A 13919-nucleotide genomic window follows, 5' to 3' on the forward strand; every position below is an offset into this window, starting at 1 on the left:
GTTGAGTGTGAGCACTGCTCACATTTCAAGGATGCCCGGGCAGCGCCCACAAATCAAGAGCACTGCTCACTTTTTATGTGAAGCTGTGGCAGGCTCGGTCCATGGAGACCACGTCCCGCCCCGGGCCAGTGCCGGAGCCGTTGGGCAAGCGCGCCGTCAAGCGCCTCGCCGTCGAGGCCGACATCCTCCGGGTGGCCCGCGCGCACCTGGCCACCGACGGGGCGGCGGCCCTCAGCCTGCGCGCGGTCGCACGCGACCTCGGGATGGTCTCGTCGGGCATCTACCGCTATGTCGACAGCCGCGACGAGCTGCTGACCCGGCTCATCGTCGACTCCTACTGGTCGCTCGCCGGCGCGGTGCGTGCTGCGCACGACGTCGTCCCCACCGACGACCTCGACGGGAGATGGGATGCCCTCGGACGGGCGCTCCGAGCGTGGGCGATCCAGCGTCCGCACGACTTCGCGCTCATCTACGGATCACCGGTGCCCGACTACGAAGCGCCGGCCGAACGCACCGAGGAGGCGGGGACGGCCGTGCTCGCCCTGCTCGTCACCCTCCTCGAGGACGTGCGCCGCGCAGGTCGCCTCGCCGACCAGGACCGCCTCGGAGTGATCCCCTGGCGCGCGGAGGCCGGCGTCGGGGGGCTGCTGGAGTCCTCGATGTTCGCCTCGACCCACCTCGACGCCGTCACCCTGACCCAGGGGATCGCGGCCTGGACCCTGCTGCTGGGGGCCGTCACGAGCGAGGTCTTCGCCCAGCTGGGCCCCTTGCCGGACGGTGAGGCGCTCTTCGACTGCCTCCTCGCCGTGTCGCGGCGCTGCGTCATCCGGGCCCCCGGTGGCTAGCCACCGGGAGTCGTACGGTCCCTCCAGACGTCGCCAACGGGCATACGTCCACATTCATCCACAGGGTTATCCACACCTGTGTGCACAGCGTGACCGCGCCGTGACCTGGCCTCGGAGAGCGCCCTTCGCCATGACGAGCCCAAGGTTTTCCACCATCTGTGGACAACTCTGTGGAAGTAGAACATCTCTCCATGCGCAGGTGACTAGTCAGGAACCGAGGCAAAGCGGACATATGCCGACGGCTCTTCCACACGCGGCTGTGGAAACGTGTGGACGACGGTCCCGAACCTGCGGACAACCGCCCCAGAGCCTGTGAGGACGATGTGCACGACCGCGACGCGTCCACAGGAGCCCGTCGCCGCGACGTCGCCCACCCCACACCCCGTACACAGCCCCATCGGCGGCCTGACCAGCCTCGACGCGGGTTGTCCACAGCATCCACAGCACCTATGACTATGACGAGATCCCAGTCAAGGAGGGAAGCCCCGACAACGAGGGTCTCTCCCACGCCCGACGGCCGCGGTGGCGCACTCCGGAAAACCCGGGTGAATCGGTCGGGACCGCCATTCGGGGAGTGTTGTGGTGCCAGTCACCCGCAGGCACTAGTGTCTGAGCCCCAATGACCTACCCCGTCGAAGTGAGTGCACCGTGAAGTTTCGGGTTGAGCGAGACGTCCTGGCCGAGGCCGTGACCTGGGTGGCCCGCGGGCTCCCGGCCCGCCCGCCGGTACCCGTGCTCGCGGGCGTGCTCATCGACGCGAACGAGGACGGCACGCTGACCCTGTCGGCCTTCGACTACGAGGTCTCCGCACGCATCACCGTGCCGGCCGACGTCGCCGAGGCCGGTCAGGTCCTCGTCCTGGGCCGGCTGCTCGCCGACATCTCGCGCAACCTGCCCAACAAGCCGATCGACGTGAGCACCGACGGCACGAAGGTCAACGTGGCGTGCGGCTCCTCGCGCTTCGCGCTCCGGGAGATGCCGGTGGCCGACTACCCGACGCTGCCCGCCTCGCCCGAGACGAGCGGCACCATCGCCGGCGACGTCTTCACCCAGGCGGTCGCGCAGGTGTCGATCGCCGCCGACAAGGGCGACACCCTGCCCATCCTCACCGGCGTACGCATGGAGATCGACGGCGACAAGGTGACCCTCCTCGCCACCGACCGCTACCGCCTCGCGATGCGCGAGCTGACGTGGAGCCCGTCGGTCACCGACGCGAGCCACGTCGCCCTCATCCCCGCCCGACAGCTCTCCGACACGGCGCGTGCGCTCGGTGCGTCCGGCTCCGTGGAGCTCGCGCTCGGTCAGGGCGGCGACGGGCTGATCGGCTTCGAGGCAGGCCAGCGGCGCGCGACGACGCGCCTGCTCGACGGTGAGTACCCCAAGGTCACCTCGATCTTCCCGACCTCGGTCGACACCGAGGCCGTCATCGAGACCGCTGCGCTCGAGGAGGCCGTCAAGCGCGTGGCCCTCGTCGCCGAGCGCAACACCCCCGTCCTGCTGAAGTTCACCGACGGCCAGGTGGCCATCGAGGCCGGCACCGGTGACGACGCCCAGGCCTCCGAAGCCGTCGAGGCCACGCTCAACGGTCCCGAGATCCAGATCGCGTTCAACCCGCAGTTCCTGCTCGACGGCCTGCACGCGGTCGGCACCGCCTGGAGCCGGCTGTCCTTCACGCAGCCGAGCCGGCCGGCGGTCCTGACCGGCCAGGCCGAGGCGGACTCCGAGCCCGACACCAGCTACCGCTACGTGCTGATGCCGGTCCGTTTCGCCAGTTGAGCACCACTGCACGTTCACCCGGCACGTCCAGCCGGCACGTCCAGCCGGCACGTCCAGCCGGCACGTCCAGCCGGCACGTCCAGCCGGCACGTCCAGCCGGCACGTCACGGGCGCACACCCACCCGGCCGGTCGGCTCGGTCCATCGGGTCTGGACGGACCCGATGCCGGGTAGGCGTAGCCTCGAAGCGCTCCACCCGATCCACCCCGCACGCTCCCCCGCAGAAAGGCTCGCGACATGCAGCTCGGTCTCATCGGTCTCGGCAAGATGGGCGGCAACATGCGCGAGCGGTTGCGTCGCGCGGGCCACGAGGTCATCGGCTTCGACCGCAACCCGGACGTCGCCGACGTGGGATCGCTGTCCGACCTGGTCAAGGCCCTCGAGGCGCCCCGCGTCGTGTGGGTCATGGTGCCTGCGGGCGATCCCACCCGCGAGACGGTGGCTGCGCTCGGTGACCTGCTCGAGCCGGGCGACCTCGTCATCGACGGCGGCAACTCCCGCTTCACCGACGACTTCGAGAACGCGAAGCTGCTCGGCGAGAAGCAGGTCGGCTACGTCGACTGCGGCGTCAGCGGCGGGATCTGGGGCATCGACAACGGCTATGGCCTGATGTGCGGCGGCGACGACAAGTGGGTCGAGCGGGCCATGCCGATCTTCGACTCGCTGCGCCCCGAGGGCCCCCGCGAGGAGGGCTTCGTGCACGCCGGCGAGGCCGGCGCCGGGCACTACACGAAGATGGTGCACAACGGCATCGAGTACGGCCTGATGGCCGCCTACGCCGAGGGCTACGAGCTGCTCGAGAAGAAGGACATCGTCAAGGACGTCCCCGGCGCCTTCAAGGCGTGGAGCCGCGGCACGGTCGTGCGCTCCTGGCTGCTCGACCTCATGGTCAAGGCTCTCGAGGACAACCCGCACCTCGACGACGTGTCGGACTACACCAACGACTCCGGCGAGGGCCGGTGGACGGTCGAGGAGGCCATCGCGCTCGGCGTGCCGATGCCGGTCATCTCCGCGTCGCTCTTCGCCCGCTTCGCCTCGCGTCAGCAGAGCTCGCCGACGATGCAGGCCGTCGCCGCCCTGCGTGGCCAGTTCGGTGGCCACCAGGTGATGTCGATCGCCGAGGGCGAGGAGCTGCGTCGCAAGACCGGCGCCGAGGGCTCGACCCACCCGGCCCCTGCCCCCGAGCAGCCGGGCTCGGCGGCCGGCGACGCGGCGAACGCGGGACCCTCGTCGGGCACCGGCTCCACCTCCTGACGTCCGTGGCACGGCCGGGAGCCTTGCGCGGCCAGGCACCTGGCCCTGCCACCTTCGAGAACCAGCACTCCTGACGTGTACGTCCGCCACCTGACCCTCAAGGACTTCCGGAGCTATCCGAGCGCCGAGCTCGCGTTGACGCCGGGTGTCACCACGCTCGTCGGGCTGAACGGCCAGGGCAAGACCAACCTCGTGGAGGCGGTCGGCTACCTGGCGACGCTGGGGTCGCACCGGGTGGCGACGGACCAGCCCCTCGTGCGGTTCGGGGCGGCGCAGGCGATCGTGCGCGGAGCCATCATGCGCGACGACCGCGAGACGATGGTCGAGCTCGAGATCACGCCGGGGCGCGCCAACCGGGCACGCCTCGGGCGCGCCCCCGTCTCGCGGCCGCGAGACGTGCTCGGCACGGTGCGCACGGTGCTCTTCGCCCCTGAGGACCTCGCGCTCGTCAAGGGAGACCCGTCCGAGCGGCGCCGCTTCCTCGACGACCTGCTCGTCCAGCGCCAGCCGCGGTGGTCGGGGGTGCGCTCGGACTACGACAAGATCCTCAAGCAGCGCAACGCCCTGCTGAAGTCGGCGGCGCCGGTGCTGCGCAAGGGGTCCCGCCGCCCGCCGCGTCCGCCCCGCGACGGGGACCTGCCGCTCGACGAGGCGCGCGAGTCGGCGTTGCACACCCTCGACGTGTGGAACGACCACCTGGCCACGGTCGGGGCGCAGTTGCTCTATGCCCGTCTGCGCCTCCTGCGGGACCTCGCGCCGGACCTGTCCGAGTGCTACGACGCGGTGAGCGCGGCGTCGTCCAACGCCCGGGCCATCTACAAGAGCTCGCTCCACGAGGACCTCGCCAAGCGCCTGGCCGGCGGTGACGTGCCCGAGGTCGAGGAGCTGCGGTCGGGGATGCTCGAGACGTTGGAACAGGTGCGGTCCAACGAGATCGAGCGCGGCATCTCACTCGTCGGGCCGCACCGCGACGACCTCGTGCTCTCGCTCGGCGAGCTGCCCGCCAAGGGCTACGCCAGCCACGGCGAGTCGTGGAGCTTCGCGCTGGGACTCAAGCTCGCGGCATACCGCCTCCTGCGTCGCGACCTCGGCGACGACCCGGTGCTCGTGCTCGATGACGTCTTCGCCGAGCTGGACTCGGGGCGCCGCGAGCGGCTGGCGGCGCTCGTCGCCGACTGCGAGCAGGTGCTCATCACGGCGGCCGTCGGGGCGGACGTGCCCGAGGTGCTCCGCCGGAGCGGGACGACGTATGCCGTGGAGCTCGGCCAGGTGCACGCCGCGTCCTCACCCGTCGTCGAGGACGGCGCCGATGAGTGACGAGACCCCCGACTCCCCCGCCTCACCCCAGTCGCTGCCCGAGGACGTCCCCGAGCCGACCGACGAGGACACCCGGATCGCGGACGCGGCTGCCTCGGCCCTCGCCCGGGCCCGCGCCGGCGCGGCCGAGAAGGGACTGCGCCCGGGGATGAAGCCGAAGAAGCGCCGCCGGCCGATCGGCCAGGCCGCGGTGCTGTCCGGTTCGGCTCGGGACGGCCGCGACCCCGCGCTGCTCGGCGACCAGCTCGACCGGCTGCTGCTCGACCGCGGGTGGAAGGTCGACGTCGCGGTCGGTTCGGTGATGGGTCGCTGGCCCGAGATCGTCGGCCCGGACATCGCCGCCCACGTCGAGCCGATGACCTTCGTCGACGGCATCCTTACGGTGCGGGCCGACTCGACGGCATGGGCCACCCAGATGCGGCTGCTTGCGTCGTCGCTGCTGGCCCGCATCGACGAGGAGATCGGCGCGGGTGCGGTCAGCGAGCTCAGGGTCGTCGGCCCCAGCGCCCCGTCGTGGAACCGCGGCATGAGGCGCTCGCCCGACTCGCGAGGGCCCCGGGACACCTACGGCTGAGGCGCGGGTCCCTCAGATGCCGGAGAGCCCGATGACGACCACGGTCGCCGCGAGCAGCACCGTGGCGCCGATGACGATCCACCCGAGGAGCAGCGGGAGGCGCCGCGACCTCCCGGTGGAGGCGTCCACGTCGTCCCCAGCGTCGTCCCCAGCGTCGTCCACGGCGTCGGCCCCCACGCTCGCAAGGACGCGATCGTCGGGGACCGTGAGTGGAGGCGCGCCGGGTGCGGGCAGCGGAGTGGTCGCGGGCGCGGCCGGCCTCAAGGCGTCGGCGATCGACGCGAGCACGCGGGCGACAACGGGGGGAAGTGGGGCGCCGCCGGGGCCGGTCACGACGGTGCGCCGGGTGAGCGACCCGGCCGCCCGGGACAGGTCGAGGGAGTCGAGCCGCCCGTCGGGGCCGGGGTCGACGCCCGCGGCGAGCAGCTGGGCGCGTACCTCCTCGGGCAGCGCGTCCCACGAGTCGTACTCGTGTCCCCCGACGTTGATCCTGATCACGGTGCGAACTGTACGACTGCTCGGAGGGCGGGTGTCGGTGTTCCGTCGCAGACTGATCCCATGACCTCGACGCACACCTCGGCCGCCGGCTCGATCGCGCAGGACCTCATCGCTCAGGGCCTGGTCTCGCACTGCACGATCGTCCCGCCCTACATCCTCGAGGCGCTGGCGACCAGTGGCGAGCCGCGCGTGGCGAGGCACGCCCGCGAGTCGCTGCGCCACGACGAGCAGCTCCGGGCAGCTCGGCGCACGCCGACCGCGCGCCCGACCGGCCGCCGCGCCCCGCGCGGGGAGGACGCCGCCGGCGCGCACGGCACCGGGCCGCACCGCACGATCTTCGACGCCAAGGGCACGCAGGACACGCCCGGCACCCAGGTGCGCGCCGAGGGCGGCGGGCCCACCGGCGATGTCGCGGTCAACGAGGCCTACGACGGACTGGGCGCGACCTGGGACCTGTGGTCGACGGCCTACTCCCGCGACTCGCTCGACGGCAAGGGGATGCCGCTGCTCGCGACCGTGCACTACGGCCGCAACTACGACAACGCCTTCTGGGACGGCTCGCAGATGGTGTTCGGTGACGGTGACGGCGTCATCTTCGAGCGGTTCACCAAGAGCGTCGACGTCATCGGCCACGAGCTTGCGCACGGCGTCACCGAGCACACCGCCGGCCTGCTCTACCAGGGGCAGTCAGGCGCGCTCAACGAGTCGGTCTCCGACGTGTTCGGCGTCCTCGTCAAGCAGAAGGCCCTCGGGCAGAGCGCTGCCGAGGCCGACTGGCTCGTCGGGGCCGACCTGCTCAACGCTTCGGTCAAGGGGCGGGCGCTGCGCGACATGCGCAACCCCGGCACCGCGTACGACGACCCGCGGCTCGGCACCGACCCGCAGCCGGCGGACATGGACCACTACGTCGACACCAAGGACGACAACGGCGGCGTGCACATCAACTCCGGGATCCCCAACCGAGCCTTCGTGCTCGCGGCCGAGGCGATCGGCGGCAATGCCTGGGAGGGCGCGGGCGCGGTCTGGTATGCCGTCCTGTCGGGTGACGGGATCAGGGCGGACTGCGACTTCGCGACCTTCGCGGGCCTGACGGTCGCCGCGGCCGGCAGTGCCCACGGCGACGGCTCGCCCCAGCAGGAGGCGGTCCGCTCGGCCTGGGAGCAGGTCGGGGTGCTCACGGCGGGCGTGCGGCCCCCGAGCGGGGGCTCGGGTGGCACGGCTCCGTCGCCGGCACCGGGTCAGGGAGGCGGGGCGCCGAGCGCTGACGCCCAGGTGCTGCTGCGCCGCACCGGAGGGTTCGCCGGGCAGGTGCGCGAGCGGCGGATGGCCCTGGGTGAGCTGTCCGAGCGCGACGCCAAGGACTGGCAGCACCTGCTCGCGGCGCCCACCCTGGAGCGCATCGCCGCCTCGACCGAGCGCACCCACCCCGACGCGTTCGTCTACTCCGTCGTGTGCGACGAGACGGGTTGTGACGTGACGCTGCAGGAGCCGCACCTGCCCGAGGCGATCCACTCCCTCTTCGAGCGCACGCTGGCCCAAGACGACTGACCCCCTGGCCCGAGCCCTCTCGAGTGAGGCTCAGTTGTCGGAGAGGACGTAGGGGTCCTCCCCCTCGGGGATGTCAACGGTCCGTGGGCTGCCGGGTGCGACGACTTCACAGGTGCCCTCGAGCGTGCACCGCTGGAGGTCCCGGAGGCCTGTCGGTGAGCCGACCTGCACCACGAGTTTCGAGTCGTCACCCATCCGGAACGACACGGGCGAGCCTTCGCCGCTCACACTCCCGGCGCCGCCCTCGAGCACGATCGACCCGTCGCTGGAGCGAACCACGACGAGTCCCCCGTACCGGAACGTCCCGTCCGGGTTCAGCTGCGACTGGTTGACGCCGTCGACGTATCCCGTGGCCAGCAGGTAGAGGCCGTTGGAGGAGAAGCCACGCGGCAGGAGCGGGCCGCAGAGCCTCCATCGGGCCCGTAGCGTGAGCAGATCCCTGAGTTCCAGACAGCTGGTCCGCGGCTCGGCACCGGGCGTGAGGACAGCTGCCGTCTCCGTCGCCGGGTCGACGACCGAGAGACGGAACGGCAGCCGACGCGTTTGCCCGGTCGACACGTCCCATGCCACCGAGCCGTCGAGGTCGCCGCGGTTGGCATACACGGTCGTGTTGACCACCCCAACCGTCTCGTAGCCGATGCCGCCGCTGCCCGAGCAGCCGCACGTCTTCACGTCGAGGGAGGCCACCGGAGCACCGAGATTGTCGTACGTGCGCAGGCTGCCGCGGGCGTCGGACGCGGCAATGAGCAGGCCGGATGCCGACACGCGCGTCGTTCCGGTGATCTCGGTGAGCGGCTGCCCCTGGCCGTCGAGGACGGTGGAGACGAGGGTGTCCGCGTCGGTGACGAGCCAGCCGTCGTTGGACAGGCGCGCCAGCATGCCCCAGCGGCCCTGAGCCCCGACACGGATCGTGCGCGACCTGTCGTGGATGACGTCGCCCACCAGGTAGGGCACCCCGGTCGTGCCGGTCGGCTCGCCGGTGGTGAAACGGAGGGTCACCGGAGCGGGGGCCCCGTCGGCCGTGAGCGTCGGCAGGGTGGTCGGTGTCGGTGCGCTGCTGCCAGTGCCGGTGGGGGTGGTCGTCGACTGGGAGGGCCCGACGGGCAGGGGCCGGACGTCCGTGGGGCGCAGGGCGCCCCAGCCCACCGGCACGGCGACGGCAAGCACGAGGCCGGCCGTGAGGGCAGCGACCCCCAGCTCACGGCGCCTGTTGGCACGGTCGCGGGAGATGGCCCGCTCCGCGAGGTCGGCCACGACGCGTACGCCCTCGGTGTGCTCACCGAGCGCCTGCTTGAGCCGCTGGTCGATGTCGCTCATGCCGTGGCCTCGCTCATCCTCGTGCGCAGCGCGGAGATCGCGCGGCTCGTGTGGCTCTTGACGGTGCCGACCGAGCAGCCGAGCACCTCGGCGGTCTGCGCCTCGGAGAGGTCCTCGTAGTAGCGCAGCACGACGGCCGCCCGCTGCTGCCTGGGCAGGCCCTGGACGTGACGCCAGAGGTCGATCGAGGCGGTGGGGTCCAGGCCCGCGACGCCGGGCGGGTCGAGCACCTCGAGCACGTGGCTGCTCGGTGACTCATGACGTCGGAGCAGGCCCCGCCAGCGGGAGTTGTTCTCGTTGACCATGATCCGGCGGACGTAGGCGTCGGGCAGCTCGGCCGCACGGACGCGGTCCCAGTGCCGGTAGACCTTGGCCAGTGCGTTCTGCAGCAGGTCCTCGGCGGCGTCGCGGTCGCCGGTGAGCAGGTACGCGAGGCGGGCGAGCGACTGCTCACGCGCCCTGACGTATGCCGTGAAGTCGGCTCTCCGCTCGGCGTCGTCCATGCGATGTCCCCTGTTCGGTCCCTGTCCCGACTGGTGCCGGCACCCATCCAGACCACGCCGCCGCCGAGAAGGTTGCCAGCGGGCGCTCCTCTCGTGCGGGCCGCGTCGGTGCGGCTGCCGAACCGGGGGGAAGTCTTTACCGATGCTTTCCGGACGCGGGGGTCGTGTGCGTGGTTGCCTGTGTCGTTGGCCACCACTCCTGCGAAAGGTTCGACATGCGTCGCACGCCTCTCATCGCCACTGCCTCGGTCGTCGCCGCGGTCGGCGCGCTCCTGTCGACGGCCGCCACCGGCTCCGTCGCCGCGCCCCTCCCCACCTCGGGTGCGGCAGCCGGTGCCTCGGTCCCTGCCGACCTCACCCTCGTGCAGGTGCGCCGGAGCCTGCTCGGCTCGCACAGCTGGTACGCCCAGACCTACCGCGGCACCCCCGTGCTCGGCGGCTGGTACGCCGTGCATTCCACGGGCGCGACCGCGTCGGTCGAGGACGGCCGGCGCACGGTCACCGGGCTCGCCTCCGTCGCACCGGGCGTCACCCGCTCGAGCGCTGCCACCGCCGCGAAGGGTCACGGCAACGCCCGGAGCAGCCGGCTCGTCGTCGTTCCCGGCGCTGCCGGCGCCTCGGCGACGCTCGCCTGGGAGGTCAGCACCGACCAGGACAAGCAGGTCCTCGTCGACGCCCGCAGCGGCCGGGTCACGAAGGTCATCGACGAGCGCCGGCTCTCGAGCGGATCGGGCAAGGTCTTCGACCCCAACCCCGTCGTCGCGCTGCAGAACGAGTCGCTCAAGGACGGCAACAACGCCGACACCGCGGTGCCGGCCGCGGCCTACAAGACGGTCACGCTGGCCAACCTCGACGGCTCGGGCTACCTCAAGGGCAGCTGGGCCAACGTCACGAACAGCAGGAAGGGCAAGAACGCGGCTGCCTTCTCGTCGGCGCTCTCCTTCGCGTACACCCGCAGCGACACCCGCTTCGAGCAGGTCAACAGCTACTACGCCGTCGACCGGGTGCAGACCTACATCCAGAGCCTCGGCTTCGCCGACGTCAACCACGAGTCGCAGGACCTCAGCGTCAACACGACGACGCAGGACAACTCCTGGTACACCCCGAGCCAGGACACGATCACGATCGGCACGGGCGGCGTCGACGACGGCGAGGACCAGGAGGTCGTGTGGCACGAGTACGGCCACGCGGTCCAGGACGACCAGGTGCCCGGCTTCGGCAGCGGCTCGGACGCGGGCGCCATCGGCGAGGGCTTCGGCGACTACCTCGCCGGCACGATGTCGCAGGCGAACTCGGCCGACACCGCCACCACCCCGTGGGCGTGCGTCATGGACTGGGACTCGACGTCCTACACCTCGACGACGCCGCACTGCATCCGCCGGCTCGACACCACGAAGACCGTCGCCAACCGCACCGGTGAGGTGCACGACGACGGCGAGATCTGGAGCCACGCGCTCTGGGACGTCAACAAGGCCTTCGGCCGGGACAAGGCGACCCGGATCATCCTCGAGGCGCAGTTCTCCTACGCCCCGTCGACGACGTGGGCGGCCGCCGCACAGAAGACGGTCGACACCGCTGCCGCGCTCTACGGCGCGACCGATGCCGCCACGGTGAAGGCGGCCTTCCAGGCCCGCGGCATCCTCTGACCGCGCTCCGCTGCACGGGGCGAAGGCCCATCGAGGTCGTATGCCGGGAGGCCGGGTTCCGCTGGGACCCGGCCTCACGGCATACCCCTGCGCCCACACCGGTCGGCCGCAGCTGGCGCTGTGGACGACGGTGGTCGTGGGCGTCCGGAGGCGGGAGAATGGGTGGCGACGCCGGTCCCGCGGACGCGGCAGGCGTTCCGGCGAGTGAAGGCGCCTGAAAGGCGCTGGGGCCCCCTCACGTGATCCTCCCCTCGGATCGAGGGGTGAACGGGCCGGAAAGTGGCCGTTTCGCGCGTCTGAGGGCACGGTTTCCAGCGTCGGACCGTTAGACTGGGGAGGTTGCGGCTCGACGTCCACGTCGGGCCGCCCGCATGAGGTCTGACCACCGAGGAGAGACGTGTCCGACGCCGAAGAGCCGATCACCCCCAGCACCGCCCCCAGTTCCACCGGATCCGACTCCGTGGCATCACCCGACACGACGACTCGCGCGACTCCTGCTCCGCCCGCCACCCCGGCCGCTCCCGCGGTCCCCGCCGACGTCCGTCCCAACGGCGTCGACTACGACGCGAGCGCGATCACCGTCCTCGAGGGTCTCGAGGCCGTGCGCAAGCGCCCTGGCATGTACATCGGCTCGACCGGCCCGCGTGGTCTGCACCACCTCGTCTACGAGATCGTCGACAACGCGGTGGACGAGTCGCTCGCCGGCTACGCCGACACCATCGACGTCACCCTCCTCGCCGACGGGGGCGTGCGCGTCAAGGACAACGGCCGCGGCATCCCGACGGACATCCACCCCGTCGAGAAGATCAGCGCCGTCGAGCTGGTCCTCACGCAGCTGCACGCCGGTGGCAAGTTCGGTGGCGGCGGCTACAAGGTCTCCGGCGGCCTGCACGGCGTCGGCAGCTCCGTCGTCAACGCCCTGTCGACCCGCCTCAAGGCCGCGGTCCGCCAGAAGGGCCACGTCTTCCGGATGAGCTTCACCGACGGCGTGCCCGACGGTCCGCTGGAGAAGCAGGAGGCCACCGACGAGACCGGTACGACGATCACCTTCTGGCCCAACGCCGACATCTTCGAGACCGTCGACTACGACTTCGAGACGATCCGTGCTCGCATGCAGCAGATGGCCTTCCTCAACAAGGGCCTGACGATCAACCTCGTCGACGAGCGGGTCGAGCGCCCGGAGGTGAGCGCCGACGACGTCGACCTCGACGACCTCGACGACGAGATCACCGAGGTCGAGCAGGACGACGAGGACGACTCGGTCCCAGCGTCGGACGGGACGACCGACGCTTCCGGCCAGGCGTCGAAGAAGACGGTCACGGCCAAGAAGGTCAGCTACCGCTACGACAACGGTCTCGTCGACTACGTCAACCACATCAACGGCAGCAAGCGCAGTGACCCGGTGCACCCCGAGGTCATCTCGATCGAGGTCGAGGACGCCGATCGTTCGCTCAGCCTCGAGCTCGCGATGCAGTGGACCAACGGTTACAGCGAGTCGGTCCACACCTACGCCAACGCGATCAACACACACGAGGGCGGCACCCACGAGGAGGGCTTCCGCGCGGCGATGACCAAGCTCATCAACGACTTCGCGCGGCGGCAGAACCTGCTCAAGGAGAAGGACGAGAACCTCACGGGCGACGACGTGCGCGAGGGCCTCACCGCCGTCATCTCGGTCAAGCTCGCCGAGCCGCAGTTCGAGGGCCAGACCAAGACCAAGCTCGGCAACTCCGAGGTCAAGGGCTTCGTCCAGCGCGCCATGACCGACGAGTTCGGCCACTGGCTCGGTGCCCACCCCAACGAGGGCAAGGACATCGTGCGCAAGTCGGTCCAGGCCGCAGCCGCCCGCATGGCCGCCCGCAAGGCCCGTGAGGCAACGCGCCGCAAGGGCCTGCTCGAGTCGGGCGGGCTGCCGGGCAAGCTCAAGGACTGCCAGAGCAAGGACCCGCGCATCTCCGAGGTCTTCATCGTCGAGGGCGACAGCGCCGGTGGCTCGGCCACGCAGGCGCGCAACCCGCACACCCAGGCGATCCTCCCGATCCGCGGCAAGATCCTCAACGTCGAGAAGGCGCGCATCGACAAGATCCTCGCCAACAACGAGGTCCAGGCGCTCATCTCGGCGTTCGGCACCGGCATCGGTGAGGACTTCGACATCGACAAGGCTCGCTACCACAAGATCGTGCTGATGGCCGATGCCGACGTCGACGGCATGCACATCCGCACGCTTCTGCTGACGCTGCTCTTCCGCTTCATGCGCCCACTCATCGAGGCCGGCTACGTCTACCTCGCCCAGCCGCCGCTCTACCGGCTGCGCTGGAGCAACGCGCCGCACCAGTTCGCCTACAGCGACCGGGAGCGCGACGGCCTCCAGCAGATCGGCGAGGGCAACGGCTGGCGCCTGCCCAAGGACAACCCGGTCCAGCGCTACAAGGGTCTCGGCGAGATGAACTACGCCGAGCTGGGCGAGACGACGATGGACGTCAAGACGCGCACCCTGCTGCAGGTGACGCTCGAGGACGCCGCGAAGTCCGACGAGGTCTTCGCCGTCCTCATGGGCGAGGACGTCGAGTCACGGCGTTCCTTCATCCAGAAGAACGCGCGCGACGTGCGCTTCCTCGACATCTGACTGTTGGCGTATGCCG

At 71.0% G+C, this 13919-nt stretch carries 11 protein-coding genes; 8 read left to right on the forward strand and 3 right to left on the reverse strand.

Annotated elements, in window-relative coordinates; genetic code table 11:
- Nucleotides 1-101 precede the first annotated feature (101 nt).
- The 5 genes from ABD831_RS05440 to ABD831_RS05460 all read left to right on the forward strand — a co-directional run bounded on the left by ABD831_RS05440 (nt 102) and on the right by ABD831_RS05460 (nt 5765).
- The gene (locus ABD831_RS05440) at nt 102-845 is read left to right on the forward strand and encodes a TetR/AcrR family transcriptional regulator (RefSeq protein ID WP_344942650.1); all 744 of its coding nucleotides are present in this window, start codon (nt 102-104) and stop codon (nt 843-845) included.
- A 648-nt stretch (nt 846-1493) separates the two neighbouring features.
- Entirely contained in the window at nt 1494-2621 is a 1128-nt protein-coding gene (gene dnaN, locus ABD831_RS05445) for a DNA polymerase III subunit beta (RefSeq protein WP_142175383.1), read from the forward strand.
- A gap of 236 nt (nt 2622-2857) precedes the next feature.
- Nucleotides 2858-3874, forward strand: coding sequence for a phosphogluconate dehydrogenase (NAD(+)-dependent, decarboxylating) (gene gnd / locus ABD831_RS05450; protein ID WP_425582780.1), 1017 nt, complete (start codon nt 2858-2860; stop codon nt 3872-3874).
- A gap of 75 nt (nt 3875-3949) precedes the next feature.
- The gene (gene recF, locus ABD831_RS05455; protein ID WP_344942653.1) at nt 3950-5191 is read left to right on the forward strand and encodes a DNA replication/repair protein RecF; all 1242 of its coding nucleotides are present in this window, start codon (nt 3950-3952) and stop codon (nt 5189-5191) included.
- Nucleotides 5184-5765, forward strand: a complete 582-nt coding sequence (locus tag ABD831_RS05460; RefSeq protein ID WP_344942656.1) for a DciA family protein — start codon at nt 5184-5186, stop codon at nt 5763-5765. The genes recF and ABD831_RS05460 overlap by 8 nt, the downstream gene beginning before the upstream one ends.
- A gap of 12 nt (nt 5766-5777) precedes the next feature.
- Here ABD831_RS05460 and ABD831_RS05465 read toward each other — a convergent pair whose 3' ends face one another.
- Nucleotides 5778-6263, reverse strand: coding sequence for a hypothetical protein (locus ABD831_RS05465; protein WP_344942660.1), 486 nt, complete (start codon nt 6261-6263; stop codon nt 5778-5780).
- Nucleotides 6264-6323: 60 nt separating this feature from the next.
- Here ABD831_RS05465 and ABD831_RS05470 point away from each other — a divergent pair, with 60 nt between their 5' ends.
- Nucleotides 6324-7811, forward strand: a complete 1488-nt coding sequence (locus ABD831_RS05470) for a protealysin inhibitor emfourin (protein ID WP_344942662.1) — start codon at nt 6324-6326, stop codon at nt 7809-7811.
- Nucleotides 7812-7841: 30 nt separating this feature from the next.
- Here ABD831_RS05470 and ABD831_RS05475 read toward each other — a convergent pair whose 3' ends face one another.
- Together ABD831_RS05475 and ABD831_RS05480 are read right to left on the reverse strand one after the other, a co-directional pair.
- Nucleotides 7842-9128 carry a hypothetical protein gene (locus ABD831_RS05475; protein ID WP_344942666.1) on the reverse strand — a complete coding sequence of 429 codons (1287 nt, stop codon included), beginning with the start codon at nt 9126-9128 and terminating at the stop codon, nt 7842-7844.
- Entirely contained in the window at nt 9125-9631 is a 507-nt protein-coding gene (locus tag ABD831_RS05480; protein WP_344942668.1) for a SigE family RNA polymerase sigma factor, read from the reverse strand. The genes ABD831_RS05475 and ABD831_RS05480 overlap by 4 nt, the downstream gene beginning before the upstream one ends.
- 215 nt (nt 9632-9846) lie before the next feature.
- Between ABD831_RS05480 and ABD831_RS05485 the strand changes: the two genes are divergently transcribed.
- On the forward strand, nt 9847-11277 hold the full coding sequence (locus ABD831_RS05485; RefSeq protein WP_344942671.1) for a M36 family metallopeptidase: 1431 nt from the start codon (nt 9847-9849) through the stop codon (nt 11275-11277).
- A 397-nt stretch (nt 11278-11674) separates the two neighbouring features.
- A complete protein-coding gene (gene gyrB / locus ABD831_RS05490; RefSeq protein WP_344942674.1) occupies nt 11675-13903 on the forward strand; it encodes a DNA topoisomerase (ATP-hydrolyzing) subunit B in 2229 nt (742 codons plus the stop codon).
- The last annotated feature ends 16 nt before the right edge of the window (nt 13904-13919 follow it).

Source organism: Terrabacter ginsenosidimutans (assembly GCF_039539425.1).
Classification (GTDB): domain Bacteria; phylum Actinomycetota; class Actinomycetes; order Actinomycetales; family Dermatophilaceae; genus Terrabacter; species Terrabacter ginsenosidimutans.

Excerpts from the sequence above, each read along its gene's own strand:
- ABD831_RS05440 (WP_344942650.1), top strand. The coding sequence starts at position 102 with ATGGAGACCACGTCCCGCCCCGGGCCAGTGCCGGAGCCGTTGGGCAAG.
- gnd (WP_425582780.1), top strand. The coding sequence starts at position 2,858 with ATGCAGCTCGGTCTCATCGGTCTCGGCAAGATGGGCGGCAACATGCGC.
- ABD831_RS05460 (WP_344942656.1), top strand. The coding sequence starts at position 5,184 with ATGAGTGACGAGACCCCCGACTCCCCCGCCTCACCCCAGTCGCTGCCC.
- ABD831_RS05470 (WP_344942662.1), top strand. The coding sequence starts at position 6,324 with ATGACCTCGACGCACACCTCGGCCGCCGGCTCGATCGCGCAGGACCTC.
- ABD831_RS05475 (WP_344942666.1), bottom strand. The coding sequence starts at position 9,128 with ATGAGCGACATCGACCAGCGGCTCAAGCAGGCGCTCGGTGAGCACACC.
- ABD831_RS05480 (WP_344942668.1), bottom strand. The coding sequence starts at position 9,631 with ATGGACGACGCCGAGCGGAGAGCCGACTTCACGGCATACGTCAGGGCG.
- ABD831_RS05485 (WP_344942671.1), top strand. The coding sequence starts at position 9,847 with ATGCGTCGCACGCCTCTCATCGCCACTGCCTCGGTCGTCGCCGCGGTC.